The sequence below is a fragment of the Pelomonas margarita genome (assembly GCF_043555875.1).
GTDB lineage: Bacteria > Pseudomonadota > Gammaproteobacteria > Burkholderiales > Burkholderiaceae_C > Pelomonas > Pelomonas margarita.
This window is the reverse complement of sequence record NZ_JBIGHW010000021.1, coordinates 13,285-36,388: the sequence shown is the minus strand read 5'-3', so window position 1 is coordinate 36,388 and position 23,104 is coordinate 13,285. Positions and strand designations below refer to the sequence as shown.

Genomic DNA, 23,104 nt, shown 5'->3' with positions numbered 1-23,104 from the left:
AGGGTAGTTCGCCTGCGGCGCGGCGGGCTGCTTGCCGGTGGGGTGGATGGCCATGATGGAAAGTCCTCGCTGAGTTGCTCGGTCTCACGCGTCAGAATGGATCGCGTGAACAGCAACATTACGGGACAACTCAGCGCAGCATCGGACCCTTCGCAGGCTCTGCCTTCGGGGTTGCTCCGCGTAGCGGCTTCGTCCAACTGGGCGGTCAAGCGGACGCTTACCTTGGGCGTTAGGCATCGCAGGCCCACACCGCAAGTGCTCGTGCAGATCCAATACAGAACAGCCATACCGCTGGACTCCGAAGAATGCATCCGCATTCGCGGAATCACGCGAGAGAACGCGATCTCAAGCGAAGTTCTCGCCGGTATGGGGATCACCGTTGAGACTCTCGCCAAAGCCATTGAAGCAGGGGAACTGTCTGGCTTTGTGTGCATGGCAGGCTCGCAGATCGCTGGTTACTGCTTTGGTGCTAGCGCTACTGGAGAGATCGTCGTTCTGGCGCTTCGCCGCGAGTTTGAAGGCATGGGAGTCGGGCGCGAACTGCTCAGTCGAGTTGCTGCGCACCTGGGCAAGCTCGGGCACAGCAGGTTGTTCCTAGCTTGCTCCGCCGACTCGTCGGTCCGTTCACATGGCTTCTATCGCCATCTCGGCTGGCGAAGCACTGGCGTCGTTGACCACCATGGAGACGAGGTTCTTGAACTCCAGCGGTAGCGAGTGGCAAAACAGCGATGCCTAACCCCTCTACAGGGACTTCCCAGTTGATCAAGCGGATTGATGTGGGCGGTATCCGATAGTCGCCTTTGCTGTTTTTCTCAAGACCGGAGTTCGGGTTCGATGCGGCTTCACAGAGAACAGACTGCACATCTACAGGCGGCCTTGTTGCACTCGGGTTTCGGTGCGGGCCCAGATACCAACCGCTCAGCAGGGCTCCATTCACTCGCCGCCGTCGCCACAACTGGCGCGGCACAGGGTTAGTCGAGCTTGCCTGCTGCCGGTCTGACCTGTGAGTTGCATCTTCGAACGCACGTCTACGGGGAAGAACTTGTTTTGTCGAGAATGGGTTTCAGGCCGGCATCACGGGCGGCATCGGCAGAACCTCGCCAGGCTTGACCGACACGTAGTTCGGATCGAACTCGCGCCCCTTGGCCAGCAGCGCCCAGACGATGCGCGCGTTCTTGTTGGCCAGCGCCACCACCGCCTTCTGCCAGCCCACGCGGGCCAGCAACTGCACCAGCCACTGCGAGACCTTGTCGCTGCGTTTGTGCGCCGTCATCACAGCCGACTTGGCGCCCTGGATCAGCAGCGTGCGCAGGTAGTCGTCGCCGCGTTTGGTGATGCGCCCGAGTTGCGTCTTGCCGCCGCTGGAGTTCTGCCGGGGCACCAGGCCAAGCCATGAGCCGAACTGCGCACCGCTCTTGAACTGCTTGAAGTCGCCCACCGTAGCGATCAGGGCCGATGCGGTCACCGGGCCGATGCCGCTGAGCTGTGCCGCCACCTTGGCTTGCTGGTCCGAGCGCACATGCGCAGTGATGCGCTCGTCGCAGCTGGCGATGTGGCATTCCAGCTCGATCCAGTGCAACCGCGCCTCTTGAATCGCCAGCCGTGCGATGCCGGGCAGTTCGTTGCTGGCGTCTTCCAGTACGTCGGCCAGACCCAGGCGCAGGGCGTCGGGACTTTGCGCGAAGACGATGCCGATCTCGGTGAGCAGGCCGCGGATGCGGTTGATGCAGGCGGTGCGGTCTTCCTTGTAGCCCTCGCGCAGGCGGTGGATGGCCAGCAGGGCCTGCTGGGCGGGCGTCTTCACGGGTACGAAGCGCATGTGCGGACGACCAGCAGCCTCGCAGATGGCGGCAGCATCCGCCGCGTCGTTCTTGCCACCCTTGCCGGCCATGCGGTAGGGGGTGACGAAGTGGCCGGCGATCAGGCGCGCGTCAAGGCCATAGCTGCGCAGCTTGCGCGCCCAGTGGTGGGCGCCGCCGCAGGCCTCCATGGCGACCAGGCAGCCGGCAGGCAGTTGCACGCACCAGGCGGCGAACTTGTCGGCAGGCAGAGCCTTGGCGGCGACGACGCGGCCGGTGGCATTGACGGCGTGGACCTGGATCACGCGCTTGGCCAGATCGACCCCGACTCGGGTAATCTCGTTCATGGGCTTCCCCTTTCATAGGACCGCAGATTGACGATTCGCACCATCAATCTTGGCGCCTCGACGCCGTGGGCCAGAAGGTGGGAAGTCCCTTCGTATTCCATCGAGAGGACGTGCCCCGGCAAGCCGGGTCGAGCCTCTCATGTCAAACGTTGGGCATCACCGGCAAGGCATGTCGTTGTGCTTGCGATGAATACGGCAATGCCGTAGCATTGGCGCGTGAGAACGGTAGCCGAAACCCCAATCTTCCAGCGGTACGCCGCTGATATCTGGACTCAAGCGGAGCGCGAGGAATTCATCGCGTGGATCGCGGTCAATCCAGAGGCTGGCGATCTCATCAAGGATAGTGGTGGGTGCCGAAAGGTCCGGTGGGCCGCGTCCGGTCGAGGCAAGAGCGGTGGCGCAAGAGTTATCTACTTCAACGTCAGCGACGAGACGATTTGGTTGCTCATCGCCTATACGAAAGGCAAGTTCGACAACTTGCCAACCTCGTTCCTAGCGGAACTGAAACAAGGAGTCGAAGATGCCCTCTGAAATGAAGAAATTCCAGCAAGACTTGCTTGAGTCGGTTCGCCAGATGAAGCGCGGTGAATCTGCTCGTGTGACGAAGGTTGAACTACCGGCTGCAGCTGAAGCGCGTGCGCAGGTCGGGTTGTCGCAGCAGGATTTTGCGAACCTCTTGGGCGTTTCCGCGCGCACGCTGCAAGACTGGGAACAGGGGCGGCGAGAGCCGAATGGTGCGGCGAAGACCTTGCTGCGTGTCGCGGTAGCGCACCCTGAGGTACTGCGCGAGTTGCATGGGTGAAGTGACGTCCAACCAATCGCTTGAGCCGACTCGCGTCGGCGAGCCGCCGCTCGCGGTTCAGCGCCAACGTTGAGACAGCAAGGCTAAGGCACCCTGCCGCCACGCAGCCGCTGCCCGCCCTGCAGCAGCACTGCGGCGGTGACCTGGCCTGCGGCATCGCGCTCGAACTCGATGACCGCGCCCACCGCCTTGATCTCGATGCGGTCCGGCCCCGTCACCTCGGCCGCGATGGCGGGCTGGCCGCTGCCCTGCACCATCAGCTGCCCGTCGCGCTCGAACACCTTGAGGCTGAACTGCGGCGCCAGCTGGAACTCGCCGGCCCAGTCGCGCCAGGCCGGGTGGGTGATGGCGGGCGGCGCCTCCACCCGCCCCACGCGGCGGGCCAGCGTCGCGCCGCCGCCCTGCTGCCACGTGAAGCGCGCGACCGGCTGGCCGGCCCCGGGCGGCTCGGGGCGCAGCAGCGCGGAGAAGCCCAGCGGGTAGAAGTCGCCCCGGCTGTCGTGGCGCAGCTCGAAGGCGGACTGACCCGGCACCTGGGCCAGCAGCCGGCCGTCGCGCTCCCAGATCGTCAGGCGCAAGGGGCCCAACGCGTAGTCCCCGGCCAGCGCCTGGCGCAGCGCGGCCGGCGGCTCCACGGCGCGGCGCGGCTGCAGCCGCATGTCCAGGCCCAGCAGCGCGAAGCCGATGTCGCCCAGGCCGCCCAGGTCGGCCAGCGCCGTGTCGGCCAGCAAGACGACCGCCCGCTGCGCGCCCGGCTCCAGGGCCACCAGCGACGAGAAGCCGCCGGTGCCGCCTTCATGCATGACCAGATCGCGCCCCTGCACGCGGCGCAGCATCCAGTTCATGCCATAGCCCTGGGCCAGCGGTTGCTGGGTGCGGCGCAGCTGCGCCACCAAGGCCGACGGGCCCGCGCCCAGCTGGCCGCGGGCGTAGGCCACCATGTCGTCCAGCGTGGCCTTGACCATGCCGAAACCGGCCAGGTTGGTGGCGACCGTCCAGCCCGGCGCCTTGGTGCCGTCGGGCAGGTGGCCTTGCGCGGCAGCGGCCCCCAGGGGCTTGGCGACGTGGGCCGTGCCCATGCCCAGCGGCCGGAACAACTGCTCGCGCAGCGCGGCCTCCAGGTCGCCGCCCAGGCTGCGGGCCACGGCCAGCGACAGCACCATCATGCCGAAGTTGGAGTACGCTGCCTGGCTGCCAATCGGGAACACGAGCGCCGTCTTGCCCAGTGACGCGAGCAGGCCGGCCTCGGTCAGCCGGGCGTAGGGGTCGGCCTGGGTGCCGCCCTGCAGGTCGGCCGGCAGCGCGGGCAGGCCGCTGGTGTGGGTCAGCAGGTCGCGCACGAGGATCTGCCGCTCGCCCTGGTGCGGCACAGCCGTGCCCTCGGGCAGATGGCGGGCTACTGCGTCGTCCAGCGACCAGCGGCCGCTGTCCACCAGCCCGGCCACCAGCGCAGCCGTCATGGTCTTGCTGACCGAGCCGATCTCGAAGGCCGCACCTGCGGCCGGGGCACCGTCGGCGCGCGTGCCGGCACAACGGCTGGCGCGCCAGACCTGCCCGGCCTCGATGACGGCGGCCTGCACGCAGGCGCCGGTGCGGTCGCCGTCGAAGCGGGCGGCCAGCAGGCGCTCGACATCGGCGTCGCTGCCCGCGGCTTGCAGCAGCGGCGAGAGGGCCAGCAGCGCGCCGGCCAGGGGGATGCGCTTCATGGGGTCTCCTTGGTCAGTTGATCCAGCGCGTCGATCTCGCGCTGCAGCTGGCGCGCGGCGCGCCGGTTGATCCACACGACGCCGGCCATCACCAGCGCGGTGATGACGAACGGCCAGGCCTGCCAGTGGCCGTTCTCGATCTGCCGCCCGCACAGGAACAGCACCAGCCCCGGCACCACGGGCGCCACGTACCAGCGCCAGACCGCGCCCAGCGCGTCGCGCTGGCGGGCCAGCTCGGCGCGGTGGAACTGCAGCCGGCTGGCGCCCAGCGACTCGGGCTGCGGCCGTGCCGACGCGCGGCGCTGCAGCTGCCACAGCATGACGCCCATGCCCGCCACGTTGAGCAGCGCGCCCAGCTTGGTGAGCCAGTGCGGAAAGACCCAGGCGTAGGCCAGGAACACCACGGCCACCAGGCCAGCAGCGACGGTTTCACGGCGGTTGCGGCGGCCGACCTTGTGGCGCAGCTGCTGCGACTGCGCAGCGAGTTCGTCAGTGGGCAGCGGCTGCAGCGCGGGCACGGCCTGTTCGCGCCACAGCAGGCCAGCGTCGTCGTCCAGGCTCATGGCGAACTCCTCGGTGTGGCGAGCTGACGGGCCAGCAGCGCCTTGATGCGGTGGATCTTGGTGGCGACGTTGCGGGCCGAGAGGCCCGTGATGTCGGCGATGCTGGCGGCGTCCAGCCCTTCCAGGTAGAGCAGCATCAGCTCGCGGTCCAGCAGGGCGAGGCGATGCACCAGCGCCAGCACGCGCTGCAGGTCCAGCCGGCGCTCGGTGTGGCCGGGGTCCAGGCGGTCGTCGGGCAGGTGCTCGATCTCGTCGAGCGCCAGCATGGGCGCCTTGCCCGCGTGCTGCTGCACATGGCGCGCGCCGACGTTGTGGGCCACGCGGTAGACCCAGGTGCGCAGCGAGCAATCGCCACGGAAGGTGGCCAGGCTCTGCCACAGCGCCAGGTGCAGCTCCTGCTGCAGTTCCTGGCGCAATGCGGGGTCGCGCTCGTAGCCGGCGCAACAGCGCGCCAGCTCGGCGCCGTGGGCCGCGAGGGCCTGGCGGTACAGCGCGTCCTGCGATGAATCAGCGGTCATGCAGCAGGTAGTGACGGCGCTGCGGAACTTCTTACAGCCGGTAGGCCAGCACTTTCAGGCTGCGGTCGGGCGACACGTCCTCGAACACCGCCGGGTTGGCCACGCGGCCGACGAACGTCAGCTCGGGCGCATGCTCGGCCACCACGTCGCGCAGGAAGGCCTCGCCCAGCTCCGGCGCGTTCAGGCACAGCAGCGCGTGGCCGCCGGGCGCCAGCAGCGCGGGCAGACGGCGGGCCAGCCGCGCGTAGTCCTTGGTGGCGACGAAGCTGCCCTTCTGGAAGCTGGGCGGGTCGCAGATGACGAGGTCGTACGGGCCGCCACGCGTCAGCTTGCCCCAGGAGTTGAAGATGTCGTGCGCCAGGAACTTGGCGCCCGCCTTCACGCCATTCAACTCATGGTTGGTGCGGCCCGTGGCCAGCGCGCCAGACGCCATGTCCACGTTGACCACCTCGGCCGCTCCCGCCTGCAGCGCGACGACCGAGAACGCGCAGCTGTAGGCGAACAGGTTCAGCACCTTGGCGCCGGGCTTCACGTGCTCGCGCACCCAGCGCCGGCCGGCGGCCATGTCCAGGAACAGGCCGTGGTTCTGGCCGCGCAGCAGGTGCACGAGGTATCGCGTGCCGGCCTCGGTGACCACATGCGGCTCGGGCACGCTGCCGGCCATCTGCCGCGTCTCGGCGCCCTCGCCGCGGCATTGGTAGACCCAGCTCAGCGCGGCGCCGAAGCGCGCCGTCAAGGCGGTGGCTACGGCGGCCAGCGCGGCCTCGTCCAGCGGCTTGAAGGACGTCAGCAGCAGCAAGGGCGGAAAGGCGTCCAGCGCCAGGTGCTCGCAACCCGGGAAGCGGCCACCGCGGCCGTGGAACAGGCGGCAGACGTCGGTGGGCAGGTCGGGGGCGGCGGCGATGGCGTCGAGCAGGGCTTGCATGGGGCGCCATTCTCAAGGTCAGAATCGCCCGCATGGACTTCCAGCTCGTGCTCGACCAGATCAACGCCGAACTGCGCCCGCTGCTGGGCCAGCAAGGCCAGGTGGCGCGCTACATCCCGGCGCTGGCCCGGGTGTCGCCCGCGCAGTTCGGCATTGCGCTGCGCACCTGTGACGGCCAGACCGCCCAGGCCGGCGACAGCGCCGTGCCCTTCTCCATCCAGAGCGTGTCCAAGGTGTTCTCGCTGACGCTGGCCATCAAGGCGCTGGGCGAGGCGCTGTGGACGCGCATCGGCCGCGAGCCCTCGGGCAGCCCGTTCAATTCGCTGGTGCAGCTGGAGACGGAGCGCGGCATCCCGCGCAACCCCTTCATCAATGCCGGCGCCATCGCGGTGGCGGACCGCCTTGTCACGCTGGGCGACGGCAAGGCCGAACTGCTGGCGCTGCTGTCGCGCCTGTGCGGCGAGCCGGTGGCCATCGACGCCGAGGTCGCGCAGTCCGAGGCCGACACGGGCTTTCGAAACACCGCGCTGGCCAACTTCATGAAGGGCTTCGGCACGCTGGACAACGACATCACCACCGTGCTGGACGTCTACTTCAACCAGTGCGCGATTGCGATGACCTGCGAGCAGCTGGCCTGCGCCGCCGGCTACCTGTGCCGCGACGGCCGCCACCCGCTGGCCGGCACGCCGGTGCTGAGCCCCGCGCAGGCGCGGCGCGTGAACGCGCTGATGCTGACCTGCGGCACCTACGACGCAGCCGGCGAGTTCGCGTTCTGCATCGGCCTGCCCTGCAAGAGCGGCGTGGGCGGCGGCATCGTGGCCGTTGTGCCCGACCACCTCACGCTGTGCGTGTGGTCGCCCGCGCTGGACCCCACCGGCAACTCGCTGCTGGGGCGCCAGGCGCTGGAGCTGTTTGTCGCGAAGACCGGGCTGTCGGTGTTCTGACTCCGCAAGCCTGAGGATGCCGCCAAGGCGCATCCCCTCAACACTGGCGGCCCCTTACAACGAGGCCGGAGGCGCCATGCTCATCATCACCAACCGCCGCGTGAGCGGCAGCGGCACCGACACCGCCTTCAGCGGCGCCTTCGAGCCGGCGCAGTCCCTGCTGAGCATGGCCGATGCCCGCGAGCAAGGCGGCGCTTGGTCGCTGCAGGCACTCGCCAGCGAGGCCAGCGACGACGCCATCATCAGCGCGCTGCGGCGGCGCTTCGAGGGCTCGCGCCGGGTGCTGCTGTACATCCACGGCAACAACAACACGCCGCAGCGGTGCTTCGAGCGCTGCGCGCTGCTGGGGAACATCTATGGCGTCGAGGTGATCGGCTTCTCCTGGCCATCGGAAGGCCTGCTGCCCGATGGCCACACGCTGCCGGGCGTGGCCGACACCGCGGGCAGCGAGGACGACCTCGCTGACGTGCGCGCCAGCAACCGCACCGCCGGCCCCATCGTGCAGAAGGCGCGCCGCTACCGCCAGGCCAAGAACAACGCGCAGGACTCGGTGGACGCGCTGGCCCGGCTGCTGCGGCTGATGGCGATTGCGCGTTTGCAGGCCCATGCCCAGCCCTTCAGCGTAGCGGCCCACAGCCTGGGCGCCCACTACCTGCAGTACACGCTGGAAATCGCCGCCGCCCGCGAGGCACTGGGCGCGGCGCAGAACGTCGCGCTCGTCGCGCCCTGCGTGCGCGCGGCCGGGCATGGGGACTGGGTGAGCCGCCTGCGCCCCAAGGGCCAGGTGTTCGTCACCTACAACGAGGGCGACTCGGTGCTACTGGGCGCCTGCATCGTCGACGGCCAGCAGGTCAAGCTGGGCACCGACCCCGGCGGCACGCTGGTGCGCAACGGCATCGTGCGCTACGTGTGCTTCACCGGCTCGCCGGTGGGCCTGGGCGGGCATGGCTACTTCGTCCATGACGGCATCGCCGACAAGACCCGCACCGCCTTCAGCCGCATGTTCGGCTCCGAGGCCGACCTGCAGGCCGGCGAGTACCCGCGCCAGGTCTACGTGGCCGGATGTGATGCGGACGGCGCCGTCTGCTACGTGGGTGTGCCCCGAGTGCCCGATGGCGGTTGAGCCCACCCCAGGCCCACGCCGGCGGCTCGCCGGGGCCACCGCCGTGCTGGCACTGCTGGCCGGCTGCGCCACGCGCACGCCGCCGCCCGAAAACGCGCCGCCGCCCGCGCCGCCGTGTGCATCAGGCGAACGCCTGCCGGTTGGGCAGACCTGCAGCCTGCGGGTCGATTCGGCACAGCGCGACACGCCGCTGCCGCTGGTGCTCGCGCCGGGCGATCGCTACCGGGTCGAGCTGCCCGGCGGCCAACTGTGGCGTGATGCTGGTCAAGCACTCGTCGACCCCCTGCAGGGGGACAACGGCGCCGACAACCCGGTCATGCGCTGGTTCAGCAGCCTCAAGCGGATGCCGACCGAGAACTACATGGTGGCGGGCCTGGCCCAGGAAGGCAGCCGCCCGGTGCGCATTGGCGCCCCGGGGCTGACGCTGGTGGTGGCGCAGTACGGGCCGGTGAACTTCTTCGCCAACGACGTGTGGCCCATGCACTGCAACAACAGCGGTCGCGTCTGGGTCACGGTGCGGCGGCTGGCGGCCGAACCGTGACGCAGGCGCTCAGCTGGCGTACTTGACGCTGCAGCCGTAGGGCCGGGTGCTGGCCTTCTCGACCTTCTTGCCGGCCGCCACATCGGCCAGCGCCAGCTTCACATAGGGCTCGGCCTTGGCGATGTCGTCGGCCTTGGCGCTGGCGATGCTGTCGATGCCGCCCTTGTAGGCCAGCGTGCCGTCACCCTTGATGACGTACATGTGCGGCGTGGTCTGCGCGCCGTACAGCTTGCCCAGCTCGCCCTTGGGGTCGAGCAGCGTGGCGGCGGGCGCAGCGCCGCGGTCGGTGTTGAGCTTCTTGGCGGCGGCGCCGTCCACATGGCCTTGCTGGCCGGGCGCGGACGAGATCACCTGCAGCCAGACCACGCCCTGGGCGGCAGCGTCCTTCTGCTGCGACTGCATGTTGCCGCTGCCGTAGTGCTTCTTGACGAAGGGGCAATCGTGGTTGGTCCACTCCAGCACCACAGTCTTGCCCTTGAAGTCGGCGAGGTTCACGGTCTTGCCGTCGGCGGTGGTGGCCGTGAAGGCCGGCGCCGGGGCGTCCACGTTGACATTGGCACCGGCCAGCAGCGGTGCAGCGAGGGCGGCGGCGATCAGGGAACGGCGAAGCAGCGTCGTCATGTCGAACTCCGGGAAGCAGGGGTGGCGGAAGAGATGGCCTCGATGACAAGGCCGGGGGTCAGGATCTGCGGCAGCACCTGCGCCTCTGCGGCACCGGGCGCGTAGTACAGGTACAGCGGCACGCCGGAGCGGCCATGCGCCTTCAGCACAGCGGTGATCGCGGGGTCTTCCCGCGTCCAGTCGCCCTTGAGGTAGGCCACGCCGCCCTGAGCGAAGGCCTGCTGCACCTCGGGGCGGGACAGGGCCACGCGCTCGTTGACCAGGCAGGAGATGCACCAAGCCGCCGTCATGTTGACGAAGACCGGCTTGTTCTGCGCGCGCAACTCGGCCAGACGCTCGGCGCCGTAGACCTCGTGCGTGGCAGAGGCCGCCGCAGGAGCCCCCTCCACCGGGCGCAGCCCCGTTGTCAGCGCCAGCGCCAGCGCGATGCCGATCACCGCAGCAGCGGTGCCCACCACCGGGGAGCCGCTGACACGACGCCACCACAGCCCGAAGGCAATCAGCAGCAACCCGCCCAGCGCCAGCGCCACGCCGTCCGGCCCGGCTTGCTGCGCCAGCACCCACAGCAGCCACACGACGGCGGCATACATCGGGAAGGCAAGTGCCTGCTTGAAGGTGTCCATCCACAGACCCGGCCGCGGCAGCCAGCGCTGCGCCGCCGGCAAGAAGGCCAGCACCAGGAAGGGCAGCGCCAAGCCCAGACCCAGCGCCAGGAACACGGCCAGCATGACCAGCGCCGGCTGGCTCAGCGCGAACGCCAGCGCCGCGCCCATGAAGGGCGCCGTGCAGGGCGTGGCCACCACGGCCGCCAGCACGCCGGTGAAGAAGCTGCCCGCCAGGCCCTGCCGGGACGCCAGGCTGGTGCCCACGCCGGTGAAGCTACCGCCGATGTCGAACAGGCCCGACAGGTTCAGGCCGACGAGGAACAGCAGGTGAGCCACCACGCCGACGAACACCGGCGAGTGGAACTGGAAGCCCCAGCCCACCTGCTGGCCGCCGGCCCGCAGCGCGATCAGCACGGCCGCCAGCGCCGCAAAGCTCAGCAGCACGCCGGCCGTGTAGGCCAGGCCCTCGGCCTTGTGGTCGCCCTGCTTGACCAGCGCCAGCGCCTTGATGGACAGCACCGGGAACACGCAGGGCATGAGATTGAGGATCAGGCCCCCTAGCAGGGCCAGCGCCAGCGCCGGCAGCAGGCCCAGGCTGCTCTCGGGGGAAGCGGCCGCCGGCGCAGGCGCCTCGGCCAGTGCAGCGCCCGGGGCCGGGCCCTGGCCGGCGCCCTCGGGCATGGGGGCGGACACCGTCCAGGCCTGCGTGCCGGTCGCCGTCGTCAGCGTCACCACGCCGGACAGCGGCCGCCCCGGCTTGACGGGGTCTTCCCCGGCCGTGAGGTCCAGCGTCCAGCCGTCGGCCTGCGCCTTCAGCGGCTGCGGCGCGCTGTGGGTGACAGCGCCCCAGGTGTCGGCAAAGAAGTAGGCCCGCGTGACGCCCGCCGTCGGACCGCTGAGCTGCACGCCCTGGGCCGCCGGCTTGAGCTGCACCGCGAACGGCGCCGGCTGCGGGATGGCGCGGCGCCATTCGGCGATCTGCGCCGCCTCCGCGCCGGCCTGAGCCTGCGCCTCGGCGGCGATCACCGGCAGGTCCAGGCCCAGCGTCACCTGCTCGGGGATGCAGACGTCCTTGCATACCAACCAGCGCACGTCCGCCTCCGGCTGGAAGCGGCCGCCCACCTTGGCGTCGGCCGGCACGGTCACGTCCACCAGCAGGGCCACCCGGCCCTCGTAGCCGTAATTGACCAGGGGGCCGATGGGCTGCACGGCCGGCGTGGGCCACTGGATGGCGCCGCCCTGCGCGCCGCGCCATTCGATCGTCGTCGCCTGGCCGGAGTCGCCCGGGTTGATCCAGTAGGTGTGCCAGTGCGACTTGATGTCCTGCTCCAGCGCCACCGTGAAGCGCTGGCCCGGCGCCACCGAGGCCTGGGCGGGCACCAGCCGCGCCTTCACATGTTCAGTGGCCGCCTGGGGCGGGGCGGCCAGCGCCACCAGGGGCGCGGTCAGGAGGGCGGAGAAAAACGATCGCAACAGGGAAGCCATCCGGAAATACTAGGCCAATCCCATTGCCCTTCTGTAAAGGCCGGCTTGGACAAAGGCGTCGAACGCGGCCCACAGCGGCATGAAGGGCTCGCCCTCCAGCAGCGTCAGCGCGTGCAGGCCGGCCTCCACAGTCGACAGCTGGCCCAGCCGGTGCGCCCGACGGATGACGTAGCGGCTGGGCTGCGCCGGCAGGCCCAGCCGCGGCAGCCCGGCCAGCCAGGGGTTGGCGGCCAGCAGCCGGCGGCTCTGGCGCCAGCTGCCGTCCAGCAACACGAGCCGGCGGACGTCAGCGGGTGCGGCAGCGGCAGCCCCGTCGCCCGGGTACAGCAGCGCCGTGCCGGGGCCGGCCAGCGCGGCGTCGAACACTTCGCCACGCAGCAGCTGCACCCGCTGCAAGCCCAGGGCCAGCAGCAGGGCGGTGTTCTTGGCATGGCCGGCTTCGGCCGGGTGCTGCAGGATCAGCAGTTCCGTGCGGTGCGCCAGCGGCGGGGCCGGCAGCGTGGCGCACAGGCAGGTGGACGCCGGCCGCTCACAGCGCGCGCAGCGCGGGCGGCGTGTCGTCAATGCGGCGGGGCGACGGTCTGCGGGCCTTGCGTGGACTCCGCGTCATCGCCCGGCTCCGGATGGGCCGGCCCGCTGGGACGGCGCCGCGAACGGGTAGACGGCAGACTGAGCTGCTTGCGCCGCGCCAGCGTGCCCGCCACCCACACGCCCAGCAGCACGCCGACGATGTTGAGCGCGCCGAACAAAGGCGCCGCGTTGGACGACAGCACCAGCGTCTGCAGTGGCGCCGAATAGGAGCGCGGTGCCGTCGCGAAGGTGAAGGCGCCGAAGATCAGCAGTGCAGCCCAGGCCAGCCCCACGCCCGACATCATCCAGGCCAGGTAGGGCCGGTGGCGCCGCCGCTCGGGGCGCAACGTCAGATACCCCCACACGGCCGACACCACCGCCAGCAGCATGGCCACCGCCACCGCCTCACCCAGCGCGACGGTCAGGCTGTTGCGCCCGCCGAACTGCACATAGAAGCTCTTCGGCAGGCCGATGGAGGCGTATTGCATGGCAGCGGCGATGCAACTGCAGTACAGCAGGGCGCCGGAAATGCAGGCGGTAGAACGGCGGGCGGCTTTCATGGGGCCCCATTCTCGACGCTGCCGCCGCGGGCGGCGGCCGCCAAGCGTGCAGCACTGGGCAAAACAATGCCCGCCGTCCGGGGCCGGAGGGCGGGCTGCAGGGAAGCGGTGGCGGGATCAGCGCTTGCGGTCCAGCCGCAGCGCGCGGGCCAAGCCGCGGCGCTCGCCGCTGTAGAAGCCGGCGTCGAAGGCTTCGTGCTTGCGGCCCTTCTCGACCGACTCCTCGGCACTCCAGACTGCACCCATCTCGGGGGCGGGCAGGCGGCGGTGCGAATGTTCCTGACGGGTCTGCATCTTCATGGCTGTCTGGCCTGTTACCAGGCCGTCTCGCGGGGGGATATCGCGCGATTGCAGGCACAACGCCGGGCTCGGCGGCCCGGTTGACAGCCGCCACACACTTCTTTGCATCCGTGTCGACCCGACACAATGGACGCCTCGAATTCCCGGAAGCGTCCCATGACCGTCCAGCTCAAGAAGTCCCTGCCTGCCAAGGCCACGCCCATCACCGTCGTCGACCGCGCCGCCTTCCAGGCCCTCGCCCCCACGCTGCCCGAGGCCACCCGTGCCTGGCTGGCCACCGTCGGCTTCGTCGGCGCGGCCGACAGCCACGCGCTGCTGCCCGGCGCCGACGGCCGGCTGGCCCAGGTGTTTGCCGGCGTCGCGCACGCCGCCCACCCGTTTGCGCTGAGCAGCCTGCCGCTGGCGCTGCCGGCCGGCGAGTACCGGCTGGACGGCGCCGGCCTGGCGCTGCAGCCCGAGGCTGCCGCCATGTCCTGGGAGCTGGGCGGCTACCGCTTCGATCTCTACAAGCCGGCCAAGCGCGAGCCGGCCACGCTGTGGCTCAAGCCCGGCCCGGACGCCGAGCGCGGCCTGGCACTGGCGACGGCCATCGCAGCCACGCGTGACCTGGTCAACACGCCGGCCGAACACATGGGCCCGGCCGAGCTGTCGGCGGCCGCCAAGGCGCTGGCCAAGCAGTACGGCGCCAAGTTCTCCGAGATCGTCGGCGACGCGCTGCTGAAAAAGAACTTCCCCAGCATCCACGCGGTCGGCCGTGCGAGCACGCGCTCACCTCGCCTGATCGAGATGCACTGGGGCGACCCCAAGCACCCCAAGCTGGCACTGGTCGGCAAGGGCGTGTGCTTCGACACCGGCGGCCTGAACATCAAGCCCGGCGACAGCATGCGCCAGATGAAGAAGGACATGGGCGGCGCCGCCAACGCGCTGGCACTGGCTGGCCTCATCATGGCCTTCAAGCTGCCGGTGCGGCTGCAGCTGCTGATCCCGGCCGTCGAGAACTCGATTGCGGGCAATGCCTACCGGCCGGGCGACGTCCTCAAGACGCGCAAGGGCCTGCACATCGAGATCGGCAACACCGACGCCGAGGGCCGCGTCATCCTGTGCGACGCGCTGGCCTACGCGGCCGAGGGCAGCCCCGACCTGGTTATCGACCTCGCCACGCTGACCGGCGCGGCCCGTGTGGCGCTGGGCGCCCAGCTGCCGGCGCTGTTCGCCAAGCACATGGACACGGCCCGCGATCTCGTCGACCTGGGCCTGAAGCTGGACGACCCGCTGTGGCACATGCCGCTGTGGGCGCCGTACCACGCGGGTATCGAGAGCGCGCTGGGCGACATCGTCAACACGGGCAAGAGCGCGCTGGCCGGCGCCATCAACGCGGCGCTGTTCCTGGAGGACTTCCTGCCGGTACAGCAGGACTGGCTGCACATCGACCTGTTCGCGTGGAACGACACGCCGCGCCCTGGCCGCCCGGTGGGCGGCGAGGCGCAGACCATCCGCACGCTGCTCGCCTACCTGGAGCAGCGCTACGTGACGGGCTGATTACTCGGCCGGGTCCTTGGGCGGCTGCGCGTCAGCCGCCGGCTCGGCCTTGGCGGCACGGGCGGCCTGCAGGGCCTGGGCCATCTGCGACTGCACCGGCTGCTCAGGCTGCTGCGGCACCGGCTTGCGGCCGGGCTGCTGCGGGCGGCCGCCTTCCGCACGCGGAGGGCGATCACCGCGCGGGGGACGGTCGCCGCGCGACGCATCGCGCCGGCCCTCCGGGCGCTGATCCGCGCGGCGCGGGCCGCGGCCTTCCGGCCGGCCACCGCCGGGGCGGCGGTCGTCGCGGCGCGAGCCGTCACGTTCCTGGCGCGGCGGCGCGGGCGGGGCCTCGGCGCGCTCCTTGCGCGCGATCTCCAGCAGGCCGGGCAGCTCCTCAGGCGTCAGGCCCTTGAGCACGCAGAAGTTGGCCTCGGTCAGCGTCGTGCGCTCGAAATCCCACAGCAACTGCCCCCGGTTGCGGCGCTGCTGGGCTTCCAGGCGATGGCGTTCCTGCTCGGCGTGCTCGCGCTCCTGGCGCGCGCCCTTGCGGCGGGTCAGCTCTTCCTTGGCGGCGGTGAGGTGCTCCTCGCTGATCTCGCCGGCGGGGTTGCCGTCGAGGTCGAAACGGGTCTTGGCCTGCGTCAGCGCGATCAGGTAGCCGGTGCTGCCGGTATGCCGGCGCAGGAAGGCGCTGAGCTGGGCCTTGCTGAACTTGCCCGGCGCGCGCTCCTGGATGTCGGCCTGGATGCGCAGCTTGACGGGCTTGGGCTTGCCGGTGAACAGCGCCGGGAACAGGGCCTTCAGCTCGGCGGTGGCGTCCAAGGCCGCAGCCTCAGCCGGCGCGGCGGGCGCCGCCGGCGTGGCCTCGGGCGTCAGCGCTTCCTCGAGCGTGGCAGCCTCGGGTGCGGGCGCAGGCGCCTCGGCAGCCGGTGCTTCGGACGGGGTGACGGGATCAGGCAGATCGGAATTCATCGCAAGGCCGACGCAGCGGCAGCAAACAGGCAAGGGGCGGGATTGTCGGCGATCAGGCCGCCCGCTGCGCCATCCCCCGAAAAGCAACCGGCTACAGGCCGCCGAAAACCTTCTTCAGCAAGGCGCTGCCGGTGCCCACCGGGTCGCGGCGGATCTTCTTCTCCTCCTCGCCGATGAGGCGGAACAGGCCGTCCAGCGCCTTGCCCGTCACGTACTGCTGGATGTTGGCCTCGTCGCCCCTCACGAGGCCCAGGCCGGAGGCCTTGCGGGCGACGGCGTTGTACTTGTCCGCCAACGCCACGCGCTCGGTGGCCCGGGTCACGATGGGCAGGAACTGCTGGCTCAGCGGCTCGCGGGTCTTGTCGGCGAAGAAGGTCGTCACGGCGTCGTCGCCGCCCTTGAGGATCTTCAGGCCGTCCTCCACGCTCATGTCCTTGACGGCCCGGGCCAGCAGCGGCTTGGCGGCCGGCACGGCGGCCTCAGCGGCGCGGTTCATCGCGGTGACCAGCTCGTCGAGCTTGGCGCCCTGGCCCGTGGCCTTGAGCAGCCGGGCGGCGTCCTTCAAGGAGCCGGGCAGTTCGATCTTCACCAGCGGGTTCCCCAGGAAGCCGTCGGGCCGGCCCAGCAGCGCAACCGCCGCCTGCGCGCCCCGCTCCAGCGCCGCGCGGATGCCGGCGTTGGCGTCGCCCTCGCTGAGGGCCAGCGCCTGGGCGGGCAGCGCCCACCAGGCGGGAAGGACGGCAAGGGCGAGGCGGCGTTGCATGGTGATGCTCCTGAAAGCGCAGGCGCCCATGTTGCCACTGCCGCCGTGTTGCGCTGGGTCAAGCGCCACGTCAGCCGCGCTGCATAAGCTGGCTGAAGGAGACAACACCACACCATGCTGCCCGTCTACATCAGCCACCCCGACTGCGCCCGGCACGAGATGGGGCCGGACCACCCGGAATGCCCTGAGCGGCTGGGCGCCATCGCCGACATGCTGCTCATCCAGGGCCTGCTGGACTACATGGTGCCGCACGACGCGCCGCGCGCCACCGAGGCGCAGCTGGAGCGCGCGCATTCGGCACTGCACGTGCGGCGCACGCTGGACGCCGCACCCACCGAGGGCTATGCGCAGGTGGATCCCGACACCCGCATGAACCGCTTCACCGTGCCCGCCGCGCTGCGGGCGGCAGGTGCCGCCGTGCTGGCCACCGACCTGGTGCTGGGCGGCGAGGCGCCGTCGGCCTTCTGCGCGGTGCGCCCGCCCGGCCACCATGCGGAGCGTGACGCGGCCATGGGCTTCTGCTTCTTCAACAACGCCGCCGTGGGCATACGCCATGCGCTGGACGTGCACGGCCTCGAGCGCGTCGCGCTGATCGACTTCGACGTGCACCACGGCAACGGCAGCGAGGACATCCTGGCCGGCGACGAGCGCGTGCTGATGTGCAGCATCTTCGAGACAGGCCTGTACCCGTTCAACGGGCCGGACGCACGCTCGCTACGCGACGCAACCAACCTCGTCAACGTCGGCCTGCCGCCGCGCTCGGGCAGCGAGGCCTTCCGCGCAGCCGTCACCACGCACTGGCTGCCGGCACTGGAGGCCTTCCGCCCGGAGCTGATCTACATCAGCGCCGGCTTCGACGCGCACCGCGAGGATGACATGGGCAACCTCGGCCTCGTGGACGCCGACTACGCCTGGGTCACGCGCCAGCTGATGGACGTAGCCTGGCGCCACTGTCGCGGTCGCGTGATTTCCTGCCTCGAAGGCGGCTACGTGCTCAACCCGCTCGCCCGCAGTGCGGCTGCCCACATCAAGGTGCTGATCGGCGCCGACTAGAGTTCCCCGCATGGACAACCACTTCCTGACCCCCTTGTTCACCCCCGGCTCCGTGGTCGTCTTTGCCGGCCCGCCGGACGAGCCCGAGCGCCAGACCCGCCAGGCCCGCGTGCTGCGCACCGCGCTGGAGGCCGCGCCGGGCCCGCACCCGGTGCAGTTCCTGCACGGCGAGACCACCGGCACGCTGGGCGAGCTGGCACGCTCGCGCGCCGACCTGGCCGTCATCGCGCTGCCCGACGACGAGATCGCCGCCGCGCTGGAGGTGGCCTGCCGCATCGCCTGCCGCTCCGTGCTCATCGTCAGCGACGGCATCGAGCCCGCCCAGGCGGCGCAGCTCAAGCGCATCGCGCGCCGCGAGGGCGTGCACCTGCTGGGCCCCAACTGCCTGGGCTTCCAGCGCCCGCATCTGAACCTCAACGCCAGCGCCGCCGGGCCGCTGGCGGCCGAGGGGTCGCTGGCGCTGGTGTCGCAATCCGGCGCGCTGACCTCGGCCATGCTGGACTGGGCGCGCCAGAACGGCGTGGGCTTCAGCCAGGTCGTGTCGCTGGGACCGAACGCCGCCGTCGACCTGGCCCAGGTGCTGGACTTCCTGGCCGCCGACGCGCGCACGCAGAGCATCGTGGTCTACCTGGAAGGCATCTCCAACTCGCGCCGCTTCATGAGCGCGCTGCGCTCGGCGGCGCACGCCAAGCCGGTGGTCGTGCTGAAGGCCGGCCGGCGCAGCGCCGGCAACGAGGCGACGCTGACGCACAGCCGCGCCATCGTCGGCAGCGACGACGTGTTCGACGCCGCACTGCGCCGTGCGGGCGCGGTGCGCGTGCGCAGCTTCGTCGAGCTGTTCTCGGCCGCCAAATGCCTAGCCGCGCGCTACCGCCCGGTGGGCAAGCGGCTGGCCATCATCACCAATGGCGGCGGCCCCGGCGTGCTGGCGGCAGACTGGGTCAGCGAGATCGGCCTGCAACTGGGCAAGCTGTCGCCCGACACCGCGCGCGCACTGGCCCCGCAACTGGCCGACCTGGCCTCGCTGACTGACCTGATCGACCTGTCGGCCGCGGCCACGCCCGAGCACTTCGGCGCCGCCGTGCAGACCGCCGCACAGGACCCGTCGGTGGACGGCCTGCTGGTGGTCTACGCGCCGCAGATCGGCTCGGACGCCACCGAGATCGCGCGCGCCGTCGCCGCCGCCAAGGCCGCCACGGCCAAGCCGCTGCTGGGCTGCTGGATGGGCGACGCCTCGGTACTGGACGCGCGCCGCGTGCTGAACGACGCGGCCATCGCCAACTTCCGCACGCCGGAGGCCGCCGTGGGCGCCTTCGGCAACATCGCGTCGTTCTACGCCAACCAACAGCTGCTGCTGCAGACGCCGCCGCCCATGTCCACGCTGGCGCAGCCCGACGTGGAGGCCGCGCGCCTGCTGATTGAGAGCGTGCTGGCCGAGCGCCGCCGCACGCTGACCGAGATGGAGAGCAAGGCGCTGCTGGCGGCCTTCCACATCCCGGTCACGCAGACCGTGCTGGCCCGCAGCGCCAACGAGGCCATGATGCTGGCCACGCAGATGGGCTTCCCCGTCGCGCTGAAGATCGACTCGCCCGACATCGCGCACAAAAGCGACGTGCAGGGCGTGGCCCTGAACATCCAGAGCGGCTCGGCCGCGCGTGACACCTACAACGAGATGGTGGCTCGCGTGAAGCGGCTGCAGCCGCAGGCGCGCATCAACGGCGTGACGGTGCAGAAGATGGCCCGCGCCCAGCGCGGCCGCGGTGGCCAGGAGGTCTGCGTGGGCCTGGTGACGGACGAGGCCTTCGGCCCCACCATCGTCTTCGGCGCCGGCGGCACCATGATCGAGCTCATCGCCGACCGCGCGATGGAGCTGCCGCCGCTGAACCAGTTCCTCGCGCGCCGGCTGATAGAACGCGCCCGCGTGTCCGAGGCGCTGATCGAGGGCCGCGCCGGCGGCCCGCCGGCCGACATGGAGGCGCTGGAGCGCGTGCTGCAGCGCGTCAGCGAGATGGTGTGCGAGTTCCCGCAGCTGCGCGAGATGGACATCAACCCGCTCATCGTCGACGAGACCGGCGCGGTGGCGGTGGACGCCCGCGTGGTGCTGCAACCGGGCCCGCAGACCGGCATGCCGCGCGCGTTCGACTACCCGCACCTGGCCATCCTGCCCTACCCGGCCCGCTTCGAGCAGGTCTGGCCGCTGGCCGGTGGCGGCGAGGTGACGGTGCGCCCGGTGCGGCCCGACGACGCGCAGATGCTGCAGGACTTGGTGCGCGGCTTGAAGCCAGAGAGCCGCTATTTCCGCTTCGCCAGTGCGATCAAGGAACTACCGCCGGGCTTGCTCGCGCGCCTGACGCTGATCGACTACGACCGCGAGATGGCGCTGGTGGCCGTCTATTGCGAGCGCACGGCGCGCGATGACGGTGGCTTCGACGAGCACGAGCGCATCGTCGGCGTGAGCCGCATCATCACCAACCCCGACCAGACCAGCTGCGAGTTCAGCCTGCTGGTGGCCGACGACTTCGGCGGCAAGGGCTTGGGCTCGCGGCTCATGGAAGGCATCACCGACGCCGCGCGCGAGAAGGGCCTGGCAGAGATCGAGGGCCTGGTGCTGACCAACAACGCCGACATGCTGAAGCTGATGCGCGGCCTGGGCTTCACCGTGAAGCCCTTTCCCGAGGACCCGGACTTCAAGCTGGTCACGCGCTCCTTGCAGTGAGCGCGGCGGGCGTCAGGGCAGCTGCGCCAGGCGCTCGGTCAGCAGCGCGAAGAAGCCGTCGGCGTCCGCGTGCCGCAGCACCTGGGCGTTGGCCGGCAGGCCGGTCACGGCCCACCAGTCGATGACGGTCATGCCGCGCGTGAGTTCGCTCTGCGTCTCGACGCGCACATTGCAGTCGCGGCTGGTGAACAGGCCGGGCTGCAGCAGCCAGGCGATGACGCAGGGGTCGTGCAGCGGGCCGCCGTCCTGGCCGTATTTCTCTTCGTCGTAGCGCTCGAAGAACTCCATCCACGCGGCGACGACGGCGCCCACGCGGTTGGGCAGCGCACGGATCGCGTCGATGCGCTTCGCCGTCGTCAGCACCTCGTGAGTGACGTCCAGCGGCGCCATCGTGATAGGCACGCCGCTGGTGAAGACCTCGTGCGCGGCCTGCGGGTCGACATAGATGTTGAACTCGGCCGCGGGCGTGACATTGCCGCCCTCGAAGAAGCCGCCGCCCATCAGCACGATGCGCTTGATGCGTGAAGCGATGTCCGGCGCGCGGCGCAGCGCCAGCGCGATGTTGGTGAGCGGCCCCAGCGGGCACAGCGTGACGGTGCCGGCCTCGCGCGCCCGCAGCGTTTCAATGATGAAGTCCACCGCGTGACGCGGGTCCACGGCCAGCATGGGCTCGGGCAGGTTCACGCCGTTCAGGCCGGTGTCGCCGTGCACATGCTCGGCCGTCACCAGCGGCACGTCCAGCGGCCGGTCCGCGCCCACGCAGACGGGCACGTCGCGCCGACCGGCCAGCTCCAGCACCTTGCGAGCGTTCAGCGTGGTCAGATGCAGGGGCACGTTGCCTGCCACGGTGGTCACGCCCAGCAGCTCCAGCTCGGGCGAGGCGGCGGCCAGCAGCAGAGCGACGGCGTCGTCCTGGCCGGGGTCGGTGTCGATGATGATGGGCTGGCGGGTCATGGGGCGTCGGGGGCGATGTCGAGGTCGATGGCGCCGAACAGGCTGGCGCCGTCGGTGGTCTTGAGGTCCAGGTGCAGGCTGTCGCCGGCGGCGAGCTGCAGGTCGGGCAGCGCCAGCGCGGTGCCGACCACCTGGCCGGCCCGCAGCGCGCGCAGCCGCGCGACGCGGGCCAGCGCAGCGCCGGGCTGGGCGTCGATGTCCGGCACCGGCTGCTTGGCGCCGTTGTGCAGCAACTGCAGGCGCGCCTGCACGCGGCCGGTGCGCCAGGCCTCGCCCAGCTCGTCCGGGGTGACGGCCAGCGGCGCGGCCTGCGTGGCGATGAGTTCGTCGTCCAGCCGCCAGTCCACGGCCAGCGTCAGCAGGCACAGCGCGTCCAGTGCCGAGGCGGTGTCGCTGGCCGCTGCCAGGTCACCCGCGATGGCGGCCAGCGCCGCCTCGGGCCGGGCCGGCGCGCGCAACGGCTGGTGCGGGCCGGCAAACAGGCCGACGTCGCGGCGCACGCCGCCTCCGCGCGCCACCACGGCCCAGCCGCTGGCGCGCGGCAGCGGCGCCACGCACTTGTCGGGATCGAAGGGGAAGGCGTGGCGCAGCTTGCCGTGGTTGAGCTGCACGGCCAGGTCTTCCAGCTGCGGGGCGATGAAGCCCCAGTCGTCGAGCACCTGCTGCAGGCGGGTGGCGATGCCGGTGGCGTAATGGGCCTGGGACAGGTCGCGCGACACGACGACGAGGTGGCCGTCGCGCGAGCCGTCGGCGTAGCTGGCGAGTTTCATGGGGGATCTTGGAAGCAGTGGCAGCATTGTGCGATGCGCGCTCGCCCCACCCTGCCCCGCGCCGCTTGGCTGATGCTGGCGGCCAGCGTGCTCGCGCATGTGGCGCTGCTGGGGGACCCGCCCGAGCGCCCGGACCGCCAGGCACCGGCCCGCGCGGTGAGCATTGCCCTGCTGCCGCCGGCCGTGCTGCCGATCGCACGGCTCGAGCCCGCCGCGCCGGTGCCGCCCGCCACCGCCCGCCCGGCCCGACCGTCGCCGCTGGCCCGCGCGGAGCCACCGCCCGCGCCGACGCCCCTGGCAGACACCCACGGACCGCTGTTGCAGCTGGCCGGCCCGGCCTCCTGGCGCTACCGGCTGCGCCAGGGCGGCCAGGACGGCGAGGCGCTGCTGGACTGGCGGCCTGAGGCCGACGGGCGCTACAGCCTGCGCCTGACCCGCCGCATCGGCGAGCGAGCCCTGCCCGCGCTGGAAAGCCTGGGCCGCACTGGCACGGCCGGACTGGCGCCGGAACGCTTCGCGCTGCAGCGCGGCGGGCGCGACCGGCAGGCCGTCAACTTCGACCTCGATGACCAGCGCATCAGCTTCTCGGCCAGCACGGCCCATCACGAGATGCCGGCGGGCGCGCAGGACCGGCTGTCCTGGTGGCTGCAGCTGGCCGCACTGGTGCAGGCCGCGCCGACGCCGGGCGGGCGCTGGCGAGTCTGGGTGGCCGGGCTTCGCGGCGAGCTGCGCGAGTGGGTGTTCGAGGCCCAGGACAGCGGGCCCGAGGCCGCCGGCCTGCTGCACCTGCGACGCCTGCGCCTGGGCGAGCACGATCCCGGCATCGAGCTGTGGCTGGACCCGGCGCGCGGCTACTGGCCCGCGCGGCTGCGCCAGGGCGACCCCGAGATGCGGGGTTACGAAATCGTGCTCGCCGACGTGAACTCCTGACGCTTCGATACACCTT

24 protein-coding genes are annotated in these 23,104 nt (G+C 71.0%); 10 read left to right on the top strand and 14 right to left on the bottom strand.

Annotation, left to right across the window (positions count from 1 at the left end):
* The coding region (locus ACG0Z3_RS22110) for a GNAT family N-acetyltransferase (protein ID WP_394401954.1) at nt 1-711 on the top strand (711 nt) is incomplete at its 5' end.
* A gap of 352 nt (nt 712-1,063) precedes the next feature.
* On the opposite strand, the gene ACG0Z3_RS22105 is transcribed toward ACG0Z3_RS22110, so the two are convergent.
* Nucleotides 1,064-2,146, bottom strand: coding sequence for an IS110 family RNA-guided transposase (locus ACG0Z3_RS22105; RefSeq protein ID WP_394401951.1), 1,083 nt, complete (start codon nt 2,144-2,146; stop codon nt 1,064-1,066).
* A 216-nt stretch (nt 2,147-2,362) separates the two neighbouring features.
* Between ACG0Z3_RS22105 and ACG0Z3_RS22100 the strand changes: the two genes are divergently transcribed.
* Complete coding sequence (locus ACG0Z3_RS22100) at nt 2,363-2,677, top strand: transcriptional regulator (RefSeq protein WP_394401949.1); 315 nt, start codon at nt 2,363-2,365, stop codon at nt 2,675-2,677.
* Nucleotides 2,667-2,948: a helix-turn-helix domain-containing protein gene (locus ACG0Z3_RS22095; protein ID WP_394401947.1), complete on the top strand. Its 282-nt coding sequence runs from the start codon at nt 2,667-2,669 to the stop codon at nt 2,946-2,948. Before ACG0Z3_RS22100 ends, ACG0Z3_RS22095 begins: the two co-directional genes overlap by 11 nt.
* 83 nt (nt 2,949-3,031) lie before the next feature.
* Here ACG0Z3_RS22095 and ACG0Z3_RS22090 read toward each other — a convergent pair whose 3' ends face one another.
* Genes ACG0Z3_RS22090 through ACG0Z3_RS22075 form a run of 4 tightly spaced genes read right to left on the bottom strand, consistent with a single transcriptional unit; the run spans nt 3,032 to nt 6,660 of the window.
* The gene (locus tag ACG0Z3_RS22090) at nt 3,032-4,654 is read right to left on the bottom strand and encodes a serine hydrolase domain-containing protein (protein ID WP_394401944.1); all 1,623 of its coding nucleotides are present in this window, start codon (nt 4,652-4,654) and stop codon (nt 3,032-3,034) included.
* Entirely contained in the window at nt 4,651-5,217 is a 567-nt protein-coding gene (locus ACG0Z3_RS22085) for a hypothetical protein (protein ID WP_394401941.1), read from the bottom strand. The genes ACG0Z3_RS22090 and ACG0Z3_RS22085 overlap by 4 nt, the downstream gene beginning before the upstream one ends.
* A complete protein-coding gene (locus ACG0Z3_RS22080; RefSeq protein ID WP_394401938.1) occupies nt 5,214-5,735 on the bottom strand; it encodes an RNA polymerase sigma factor in 522 nt (173 codons plus the stop codon). Before ACG0Z3_RS22080 ends, ACG0Z3_RS22085 begins: the two co-directional genes overlap by 4 nt.
* Before the next feature lie 31 nt (nt 5,736-5,766).
* Nucleotides 5,767-6,660: a class I SAM-dependent methyltransferase gene (locus tag ACG0Z3_RS22075; RefSeq protein WP_394401935.1), complete on the bottom strand. Its 894-nt coding sequence runs from the start codon at nt 6,658-6,660 to the stop codon at nt 5,767-5,769.
* 32 nt (nt 6,661-6,692) lie between these two features.
* Here ACG0Z3_RS22075 and ACG0Z3_RS22070 point away from each other — a divergent pair, with 32 nt between their 5' ends.
* The 3 genes from ACG0Z3_RS22070 (at nt 6,693) to ACG0Z3_RS22060 (ending at nt 9,268) form a co-directional block, all read left to right on the top strand.
* Nucleotides 6,693-7,604, top strand: a complete 912-nt coding sequence (locus tag ACG0Z3_RS22070) for a glutaminase (RefSeq protein WP_394401933.1) — start codon at nt 6,693-6,695, stop codon at nt 7,602-7,604.
* Between the two features lie 76 nt (nt 7,605-7,680).
* Entirely contained in the window at nt 7,681-8,727 is a 1,047-nt protein-coding gene (locus ACG0Z3_RS22065) for an alpha/beta hydrolase (RefSeq protein WP_394401930.1), read from the top strand.
* Nucleotides 8,717-9,268 (top strand): hypothetical protein, encoded by a 552-nt coding sequence (locus tag ACG0Z3_RS22060; RefSeq protein WP_394401927.1) that lies wholly within the window; start codon nt 8,717-8,719, stop codon nt 9,266-9,268. Before ACG0Z3_RS22065 ends, ACG0Z3_RS22060 begins: the two co-directional genes overlap by 11 nt.
* Before the next feature lie 9 nt (nt 9,269-9,277).
* On the opposite strand, the gene ACG0Z3_RS22055 is transcribed toward ACG0Z3_RS22060, so the two are convergent.
* The 5 genes from ACG0Z3_RS22055 to ACG0Z3_RS22035 form a co-directional block, all read right to left on the bottom strand.
* Nucleotides 9,278-9,889: a redoxin domain-containing protein gene (locus tag ACG0Z3_RS22055; RefSeq protein WP_394401925.1), complete on the bottom strand. Its 612-nt coding sequence runs from the start codon at nt 9,887-9,889 to the stop codon at nt 9,278-9,280.
* A complete protein-coding gene (locus tag ACG0Z3_RS22050) occupies nt 9,886-11,967 on the bottom strand; it encodes a protein-disulfide reductase DsbD family protein (protein ID WP_394401922.1) in 2,082 nt (693 codons plus the stop codon). The genes ACG0Z3_RS22055 and ACG0Z3_RS22050 overlap by 4 nt, the downstream gene beginning before the upstream one ends.
* A gap of 21 nt (nt 11,968-11,988) precedes the next feature.
* Complete coding sequence (locus ACG0Z3_RS22045) at nt 11,989-12,543, bottom strand: tRNA-uridine aminocarboxypropyltransferase (RefSeq protein WP_394401919.1); 555 nt, start codon at nt 12,541-12,543, stop codon at nt 11,989-11,991.
* Nucleotides 12,540-13,109, bottom strand: coding sequence for a hypothetical protein (locus ACG0Z3_RS22040; RefSeq protein WP_394401917.1), 570 nt, complete (start codon nt 13,107-13,109; stop codon nt 12,540-12,542). Before ACG0Z3_RS22040 ends, ACG0Z3_RS22045 begins: the two co-directional genes overlap by 4 nt.
* Nucleotides 13,110-13,226: 117 nt before the next feature.
* Nucleotides 13,227-13,409, bottom strand: a complete 183-nt coding sequence (locus tag ACG0Z3_RS22035) for a hypothetical protein (RefSeq protein ID WP_394401915.1) — start codon at nt 13,407-13,409, stop codon at nt 13,227-13,229.
* A 156-nt stretch (nt 13,410-13,565) separates the two neighbouring features.
* On the opposite strand from ACG0Z3_RS22035, the gene ACG0Z3_RS22030 reads away from it, so the two are divergent.
* Entirely contained in the window at nt 13,566-14,948 is a 1,383-nt protein-coding gene (locus tag ACG0Z3_RS22030) for a leucyl aminopeptidase family protein (protein WP_394401913.1), read from the top strand.
* Here the strand turns inward: ACG0Z3_RS22030 and ACG0Z3_RS22025 are convergent, their stop codons facing one another.
* Together ACG0Z3_RS22025 and ACG0Z3_RS22020 are read right to left on the bottom strand one after the other, a co-directional pair.
* Complete coding sequence (locus ACG0Z3_RS22025; RefSeq protein WP_394401910.1) at nt 14,949-15,902, bottom strand: ProQ/FINO family protein; 954 nt, start codon at nt 15,900-15,902, stop codon at nt 14,949-14,951.
* 91 nt (nt 15,903-15,993) lie between these two features.
* The gene (locus ACG0Z3_RS22020; RefSeq protein ID WP_394401908.1) at nt 15,994-16,665 is read right to left on the bottom strand and encodes a DUF4197 domain-containing protein; all 672 of its coding nucleotides are present in this window, start codon (nt 16,663-16,665) and stop codon (nt 15,994-15,996) included.
* Between the two features lie 114 nt (nt 16,666-16,779).
* Here ACG0Z3_RS22020 and ACG0Z3_RS22015 point away from each other — a divergent pair, with 114 nt between their 5' ends.
* On the top strand, nt 16,780-17,718 hold the full coding sequence (locus ACG0Z3_RS22015) for a histone deacetylase family protein (RefSeq protein WP_394401905.1): 939 nt from the start codon (nt 16,780-16,782) through the stop codon (nt 17,716-17,718).
* A gap of 10 nt (nt 17,719-17,728) precedes the next feature.
* On the top strand, nt 17,729-20,434 hold the full coding sequence (locus ACG0Z3_RS22010; RefSeq protein ID WP_394401902.1) for a bifunctional acetate--CoA ligase family protein/GNAT family N-acetyltransferase: 2,706 nt from the start codon (nt 17,729-17,731) through the stop codon (nt 20,432-20,434).
* A gap of 12 nt (nt 20,435-20,446) precedes the next feature.
* Here ACG0Z3_RS22010 and ACG0Z3_RS22005 read toward each other — a convergent pair whose 3' ends face one another.
* Both ACG0Z3_RS22005 and ACG0Z3_RS22000 read right to left on the bottom strand, forming a co-directional pair.
* Nucleotides 20,447-21,388 carry a nucleoside hydrolase gene (locus ACG0Z3_RS22005; protein WP_394401899.1) on the bottom strand — a complete coding sequence of 314 codons (942 nt, stop codon included), beginning with the start codon at nt 21,386-21,388 and terminating at the stop codon, nt 20,447-20,449.
* On the bottom strand, nt 21,385-22,158 hold the full coding sequence (locus ACG0Z3_RS22000; RefSeq protein WP_394401896.1) for a fumarylacetoacetate hydrolase: 774 nt from the start codon (nt 22,156-22,158) through the stop codon (nt 21,385-21,387). Before ACG0Z3_RS22000 ends, ACG0Z3_RS22005 begins: the two co-directional genes overlap by 4 nt.
* A 33-nt stretch (nt 22,159-22,191) precedes the next feature.
* On the opposite strand from ACG0Z3_RS22000, the gene ACG0Z3_RS21995 reads away from it, so the two are divergent.
* Nucleotides 22,192-23,088: a hypothetical protein gene (locus ACG0Z3_RS21995; protein WP_394401894.1), complete on the top strand. Its 897-nt coding sequence runs from the start codon at nt 22,192-22,194 to the stop codon at nt 23,086-23,088.
* Nucleotides 23,089-23,104 lie beyond the last annotated feature (16 nt).

What these genes read in the sequence shown, in the direction of transcription:
- ACG0Z3_RS22105 (WP_394401951.1), bottom strand. Translation starts at nt 2,146, where the DNA reads ATGAACGAGATTACCCGAGTCGGGGTCGATCTGGCCAAGCGCGTGATC.
- ACG0Z3_RS22095 (WP_394401947.1), top strand. Translation starts at nt 2,667, where the DNA reads ATGCCCTCTGAAATGAAGAAATTCCAGCAAGACTTGCTTGAGTCGGTT.
- ACG0Z3_RS22090 (WP_394401944.1), bottom strand. Translation starts at nt 4,654, where the DNA reads ATGAAGCGCATCCCCCTGGCCGGCGCGCTGCTGGCCCTCTCGCCGCTG.
- ACG0Z3_RS22085 (WP_394401941.1), bottom strand. Translation starts at nt 5,217, where the DNA reads ATGAGCCTGGACGACGACGCTGGCCTGCTGTGGCGCGAACAGGCCGTG.
- ACG0Z3_RS22080 (WP_394401938.1), bottom strand. Translation starts at nt 5,735, where the DNA reads ATGACCGCTGATTCATCGCAGGACGCGCTGTACCGCCAGGCCCTCGCG.
- ACG0Z3_RS22075 (WP_394401935.1), bottom strand. Translation starts at nt 6,660, where the DNA reads ATGCAAGCCCTGCTCGACGCCATCGCCGCCGCCCCCGACCTGCCCACC.
- ACG0Z3_RS22070 (WP_394401933.1), top strand. Translation starts at nt 6,693, where the DNA reads ATGGACTTCCAGCTCGTGCTCGACCAGATCAACGCCGAACTGCGCCCG.
- ACG0Z3_RS22065 (WP_394401930.1), top strand. Translation starts at nt 7,681, where the DNA reads ATGCTCATCATCACCAACCGCCGCGTGAGCGGCAGCGGCACCGACACC.
- ACG0Z3_RS22060 (WP_394401927.1), top strand. Translation starts at nt 8,717, where the DNA reads ATGGCGGTTGAGCCCACCCCAGGCCCACGCCGGCGGCTCGCCGGGGCC.
- ACG0Z3_RS22055 (WP_394401925.1), bottom strand. Translation starts at nt 9,889, where the DNA reads ATGACGACGCTGCTTCGCCGTTCCCTGATCGCCGCCGCCCTCGCTGCA.
- ACG0Z3_RS22040 (WP_394401917.1), bottom strand. Translation starts at nt 13,109, where the DNA reads ATGAAAGCCGCCCGCCGTTCTACCGCCTGCATTTCCGGCGCCCTGCTG.
- ACG0Z3_RS22035 (WP_394401915.1), bottom strand. Translation starts at nt 13,409, where the DNA reads ATGAAGATGCAGACCCGTCAGGAACATTCGCACCGCCGCCTGCCCGCC.
- ACG0Z3_RS22030 (WP_394401913.1), top strand. Translation starts at nt 13,566, where the DNA reads ATGACCGTCCAGCTCAAGAAGTCCCTGCCTGCCAAGGCCACGCCCATC.
- ACG0Z3_RS22025 (WP_394401910.1), bottom strand. Translation starts at nt 15,902, where the DNA reads ATGAATTCCGATCTGCCTGATCCCGTCACCCCGTCCGAAGCACCGGCT.
- ACG0Z3_RS22020 (WP_394401908.1), bottom strand. Translation starts at nt 16,665, where the DNA reads ATGCAACGCCGCCTCGCCCTTGCCGTCCTTCCCGCCTGGTGGGCGCTG.
- ACG0Z3_RS22015 (WP_394401905.1), top strand. Translation starts at nt 16,780, where the DNA reads ATGCTGCCCGTCTACATCAGCCACCCCGACTGCGCCCGGCACGAGATG.
- ACG0Z3_RS22010 (WP_394401902.1), top strand. Translation starts at nt 17,729, where the DNA reads ATGGACAACCACTTCCTGACCCCCTTGTTCACCCCCGGCTCCGTGGTC.
- ACG0Z3_RS22005 (WP_394401899.1), bottom strand. Translation starts at nt 21,388, where the DNA reads ATGACCCGCCAGCCCATCATCATCGACACCGACCCCGGCCAGGACGAC.
- ACG0Z3_RS22000 (WP_394401896.1), bottom strand. Translation starts at nt 22,158, where the DNA reads ATGAAACTCGCCAGCTACGCCGACGGCTCGCGCGACGGCCACCTCGTC.
- ACG0Z3_RS21995 (WP_394401894.1), top strand. Translation starts at nt 22,192, where the DNA reads ATGCGCGCTCGCCCCACCCTGCCCCGCGCCGCTTGGCTGATGCTGGCG.